The 5,316-nt window shown below is 76.4% G+C and carries 5 protein-coding genes; 1 reads left to right on the top strand and 4 read right to left on the bottom strand.

Annotated elements, in window-relative coordinates; all coding sequences use genetic code 11:
- The coding region (locus tag AE652_RS48685) for a DUF2510 domain-containing protein (protein WP_049658877.1) at positions 1-1,073 on the bottom strand (1,073 nt) is incomplete at its 3' end.
- 406 nt (positions 1,074-1,479) lie between these two features.
- Between AE652_RS48685 and AE652_RS34525 the strand changes: the two genes are divergently transcribed.
- Entirely contained in the window at positions 1,480-1,896 is a 417-nt protein-coding gene (locus AE652_RS34525) for an SsgA family sporulation/cell division regulator (protein ID WP_049658875.1), read from the top strand.
- Between the two features lie 158 nt (positions 1,897-2,054).
- On the opposite strand, the gene AE652_RS34520 is transcribed toward AE652_RS34525, so the two are convergent.
- The 3 genes from AE652_RS34520 to AE652_RS34510 form a co-directional block, all read right to left on the bottom strand.
- Positions 2,055-3,455 (bottom strand): glycosyltransferase 87 family protein, encoded by a 1,401-nt coding sequence (locus AE652_RS34520; protein ID WP_082346163.1) that lies wholly within the window; start codon positions 3,453-3,455, stop codon positions 2,055-2,057.
- Positions 3,456-3,628: 173 nt separating this feature from the next.
- Positions 3,629-3,856, bottom strand: coding sequence for a hypothetical protein (locus tag AE652_RS45630; RefSeq protein ID WP_107086617.1), 228 nt, complete (start codon positions 3,854-3,856; stop codon positions 3,629-3,631).
- Between the two features lie 266 nt (positions 3,857-4,122).
- On the bottom strand, positions 4,123-5,316 hold a 1,194-nt coding region (locus AE652_RS34510), incomplete at its 5' end, for a HAMP domain-containing sensor histidine kinase (protein WP_049658878.1).

Here is a 5,316-nt window from a genome sequence, read left to right as displayed (position 1 = left end):
GCCGCCGCCGCGGCCAGGGGCTTCGAGGCGGCCGCGGTCGGGACCGGGGCCGGGGCCCGAAGCGGGCTTCGGAGCATCTCCTCGCCGACCACCGGCACCGGGCCCGAGGCCAGGACGGCCGGCACCGGGGCCTCCCGCACCGCCACCGCCACGGCGGGAGAGCCGGCGGCGGCCAGTTCCGCGGCAATCGGAGCACGCTCGGGCTCCGCACGCCCCTGTTCCGCGTCGGGCGCCTCCGGAAGCACCCCCCAGGAGACCCAACGGGGCGCGTCGCCCGTCTCCATCAAGCCCCGCTGCGCCCGCGGATCGGCCTGCCAGCCGGACTCGAAATCCCCGGCGACCGGAGCGGCGGCCGGGGCCGGAGCCGGGCCCAGCCCCAGCCCCGGAACCGGGACCGGGGCCGCCTCGGGCACCGCACCGAAGGCCACCGGCGCGTCCACGACCCCGGGCGGCTCGGCACCGGCGAAACCCGATGGCCCCCCGGACGGCGCCCCGGAGGGCACCCCGAACGGCAGCCCCGGCGAAACCCCCGACAGCACCCCCGGCCCGTCGACCGTCCGGAACACCGGCCCGCCGATCACCTCCGCCACCCGCGGCCCGAGCACGAAGGACGCCCCGCCCGAGGTCTGGTCGAAGTACACCGGCCCGGTGTCGCCCCCGCCCGCCGGCAGCCCGCCCCGCACCTCCGCCACGGACCCCGAGGGCGCCACCCCGGAAGGCGCCGACCCCGGGGGAACCGCCCCCAGCGGCACCGCCCCCAGGGCCACCTGCTCCGGAGCCACCGGTTCCGGGGCCACCGTCCCCGCACACCCCGCCTCCGGCGCCATCGCCTCCAGCAGCACCACCGGCGGCGGCACCGCCCGCGCCGCCGGCCCGCCCGGGACGGGAGGGCGGGTCGCGTACCGGGGCGGCGCCGGCACCTCGCCCTCGGCGGGCGCGGGCCGGCTGGTGCCGGGCACCCAGGCCGAGCCGCCCCAGTACCGGATGAAGCCGGGGATGGAGGGGTCGGGGTAGTAGCCGGGCTCGGGTGCGACGGCCGGGTCGCCGGCGGCGGCGAAGGGGCGGTCCGTCATGGGGGTCTTCTTTCCTGGCAGGGCCTGACGAGGACGGTGCGGGCCGACCGGGCCCGACCACCGCAGACGCGTCCCCCCGCGCGCACGACCAGGCGCGCGCCCGGCGTTCGGCGCGCGTGGGGGAGCCACCGATGGGCGGACAGTCGCCGGGCAGTCACAAAGGGTAGTACCTCATCGAAGCCGTGACGGAAAGTTCGCGAATCCCCGGACAGCGGAGGGTGGCTCAAGGTAAGGAACCCAGCGCACGACGATCGCCCGCACGCCGTGCCACCCGCCGTTCACCACCCCTCACCAAACTTCCCGAAGAAATCCCGGAAACGTGTGTAAGAGCCGGTGCGGACCGCCCTCTCAAAGGTCACAGGGGCCCGGAACCGGGCACCGCCCGAAGGCAGAGAGGAAGACGATCATGGAGCGTCCCGTCAGCGTCGTCGAGCACGAGCTGGAGCTCAACCTGGTGCTCTCGCCGGAGCACAGCGTCCCCGTCCCGGCCCGACTGTCCTACGGCAGCCACGACCCGTACGCGGTGTACATCACCTTCCACCTGGACACCGGTTCCCCGGTGACCTGGGTGTTCGCCCGCGAGCTGCTGGTCGAGGGCACCTTCCGCCCGTGCGGCCAGGGCGACGTGCGGATCTGGCCGACCCGCTCGGGCCGGCGCAGCGTGCTCTGTCTGGCCCTGAGCTCGCCCGCCGGGGACGCCCTGCTGGAGGCCCCGCTGCCGATCGTCGCGGCCTGGCTGGAGCGGGCGCACCGGCTGGTCCCGCCGGGCAGCGAGCTGGCCGCGCTGGACATGGACGGCTCGCTCGCCGAGCTGCTCGCCTAGGCGTGCGCCGCAGCGTGCACCGGCACGGACAGCAGCAGGGACACGGACACGGACACCCGCGAGAGCACGGCCACGACCGCGACCACGAGCACGGGCAGCGGGCTCGGCGGGAACCGCGAGCGCGGGAACAGGGAAGCAGGAGCGGCGCCCCCGCCGGCTCAGCGGGCCGCGGGGGCCTGCTGACGACCGCGGGCGGCGTCCGGGCCGCCGGTCTCCCGCTGTCCGGGCAGCCGGACCAGCGGCGCGCCGGCCGAGCGCCGTCGGGCCCTTATCCGGACGGCGGCGGCGAGCAGGAAGCAGAGTCCGACCCACGGGTAGACGGAGGTCGGCAGCTGGCGCCACGGTGACATGTCGAGGACGGCCAGGCCGACCGGCTTCGCGGCCCACATCGCGAAGGACAGGAACGCGACCAGCGTGGCCCAGAAGGCGGCCCGCCAGCGCAGTCGGCGGACGCCGACCGGGCGGGCGTGCTCGACCGAGGCCTCGGCGGCGAGCAGGACGAGCATCGGCACGCACCAGACCCAGTGGTGGGTCCAGCTGATCGGCGAGATCAGGACGGCGGTGACGGCCGCGCAGCAGACGCCCCAGGCCTCGGCCCGGGGCAGCCAGCGGCCGCTGCGCGCGGCCCAGGCGGCGACGGCGAGGCCGGCCACCGCGACCAGGCCGGCGCCGAGGGTGGCGACGGTGCCGGGGTCGGCGCTGTGCAGCAGGCGGGCGAAGGCGCCGCGCATCGACTGGTTGTCGACGATCCAGGTCTTGCCGACCCGGGAGGAGTCGTAGAGGTACTTGGTCCAGAAGCCCCAGGTGGCGTCGGGCAGGACCAGGGCGCCGAGCAGGAAGGTGCCGAGGAAGGTGAGGCCGGCCACGAAGGCGGCCCGGATCCGTCCGGTGACCAGCAGGTAGACGGCGAACAGGCCGGGGGTGAGCTTGATGCCGGCGGCGATGCCGATCGCCACACCCTTGCTCCGCCGCCCGTCCGGACGGGTGAGGTCCCAGAGGATCAGGCAGGCCAGCGCGAGGTTGATCTGGCCGTAACGGAGCGTGGTGAAGACCGGTTCGAGCCAGACCCCGAGGCCGGTCACCAGGATCACGCCGATCGGCCGCAGCTCGCGGCGCGGCCACCCGGCCAGCTTGAAGGACAGGTGGGTCAGCAGGGCGAGCAGCCCGATGTTGCCGAGAGTGATCGCCACCCGGAGGAAGGGGACCGGGAACCAGGTGGTCGGGACGAACAGCATCGCCGCGAACGGCGGGTAGGTCGCGGGCAGGTTCCACTCGGTGACGCGCAGCGCGTACAGGTCGGTGCCGTTGGCCACGGCGGCGCCCTCGGCCCGGTAGACGATCATGTCCACCATCGAGGTGTGCACGAAGTGGCGGACCACCGCGTACACCAGCAGGGACAGCAGCGCGACGGCGGAGGCCGCCAGCAGCGGGCGGCGGGGGGCCTCGCGCAGCGCCCGGACGGGGACGCCGAGGGCCCGGCGCAGCCGGTCCGACAGGGGGGCGGGCGAGGGGTCGGGTGCGGTCCGCACCGGGCTGCGCTCGTCTTGCACCGCTGTCACTGTCCACTCCGTCCACGGCTGGGCCAACCAGCGACGATACCGGATGCCGCCCGGGCGGAACCGGACACGATCGACTACCCGGCGTGACGGACCGGCCCTGACCAGCCGTCCTCCGCCCCGAGCGGGGCACGGACGGCCAGGGCCGGGAATCAGGCGATCACGCGATCGGAAGATCAGGAGACCGGACGGGGCCGGACCCTCAGCCCGTGTACGCCCCCAGGGCCCGGGTGAAGTCCGGCGGCCGCTGGACGACACTGCCGCACGCCGCGTCGGCCGAGGGCGAGGGCGACGTTCTTCACCCCGGTCGCCCCGGCGGTGGCGACCGGGTCGTACGGCGGGTGGAGCGAGGTGTCCACGTACGGGGCGAAGCCGGCCCCGGCGCCGACCGGGGGAACGGGCACACCGGTCGCCGTGGGGGTGACGGCCGGGGTGGGGGTCGGCGCCGGGGTGGTCGGCTTCGCCGTCGCGGGGACGGTCGCGAGGACGGTCGGGGTGGCCGTCGGAGTGGCCGTCGGGGGTCGGGTGACCGGCGCGACCGACGCTAGCGGTGGGCCGGGGGCGCGACGGGCGGGCTGAGCGAGCGGTAGAGGTCCCTTAGGCCGCCGTTAAGGAAGAGCGCACGGGCGCCGTAGCGCCACACCTGGCGCCCGGCCACCCCGAAACCCCGTCACTTCTGGAACAGCGCGCCCCGGCTCCGCCGCCGTCCGCCCCGCGCGGGCGCCGCCTCCTGCGGCCCGGTGCGCAGCCGCAGCCGGGTCTCGGCGCCGCCGAGCACCGCGGAGCGGCCGAGCGCGAGGTCCCCGCCGGTGGACTCGGCGAGCTTGCGGACGATGTCCAGGCCGAGGCCGGTGGAGCCCTCGCCGCCGTGCCCCTCGCCGCGCTTGAGGGCGGCGGCCGGGTCGCTGTACCCCGGTCCGGCGTCGCCGACCAGCACGATCACCGAGCAGTCGGTGGCCAGCACGTCCACCGAGAAGGCGGTGCCGACGGCGGTGTGCCGGAAGACGTTGCCGAGCAGCGCGTCGACGGCGGCCGCCAGGTCGCCGCGCTGGACGGGCACCGGCGCCGCCCGCTCGGCGCCGGCCAGCTGCCAGCGGCGCCCCTCGTCCTCGGCCAGCGCCGACCAGAAGGCGACCCGTTCCCGGATCACCTCGGCGGCGTCGCAGCCGACCGCGACGACGGGCGCGTCCTCGGGGGCGCGGCGGGCCGAGCGGATGATCTGGTCGACCTCACGCTCCAGTTGGGCGACCGCGTGCCGGGTGGCGTCGGCCGCGTCGCCCTCGCCGAGCGAGGCGGCGTTGAGCCGCAGCACGGTCAGCGGGGTGCGCAGCCGGTGCGACAGGTCCGCGGCCAGTTCCCGTTCGGCGGCGAGGAGTTGGACCACCCGGTCGGCCATGGTGTTGAACGCCTGGCCGGCCTCGCGCAGTTCCTCCGGGCTGCCCGCGACCAGCCGGCCCTCCACCGGGACCCGCACCGCGAGGTTCCCGGCGCCGAGCGAGCGGGCGGCGGCGGCGAGCTTCCGCGCGGAGGCGACGATGCGGCTGCCCATCCGGTCGGCGACCAGCACCGAGATGGCGACCAGGCCGAGCGCCACGGCGGAGAGCACCTGCCAGGCGGTGGCCACGCCCCGGGTGAGGTCGCTCTCGGCCACGAACACCTCGACCACCGCGGTCCGCCCGGTGTCCACCGCGACCGGCTGGAGCAGGGCGTACCCGCCGGCCACCTTCACGGTGAAGGAGCGGCCCTTTCCGCCGGCCGTGGCCACGTCGGCCGCGGCGGCGCGCCCCTCCCCCAGCATCGGGCCCTCGGGCTCGCCGGTCCCGGCGGCCGCCACACCCGGGCCGCCTCCGCCCGTCCCCGCGGC

This window comes from Kitasatospora sp. MY 5-36, assembly GCF_001182915.1.
Taxonomy (GTDB): Bacteria; Actinomycetota; Actinomycetes; order Streptomycetales; family Streptomycetaceae; genus Kitasatospora.
The sequence above is the reverse complement of the archived record's forward strand: the minus strand, read 5'-3'. Positions and strand labels throughout refer to the sequence as shown.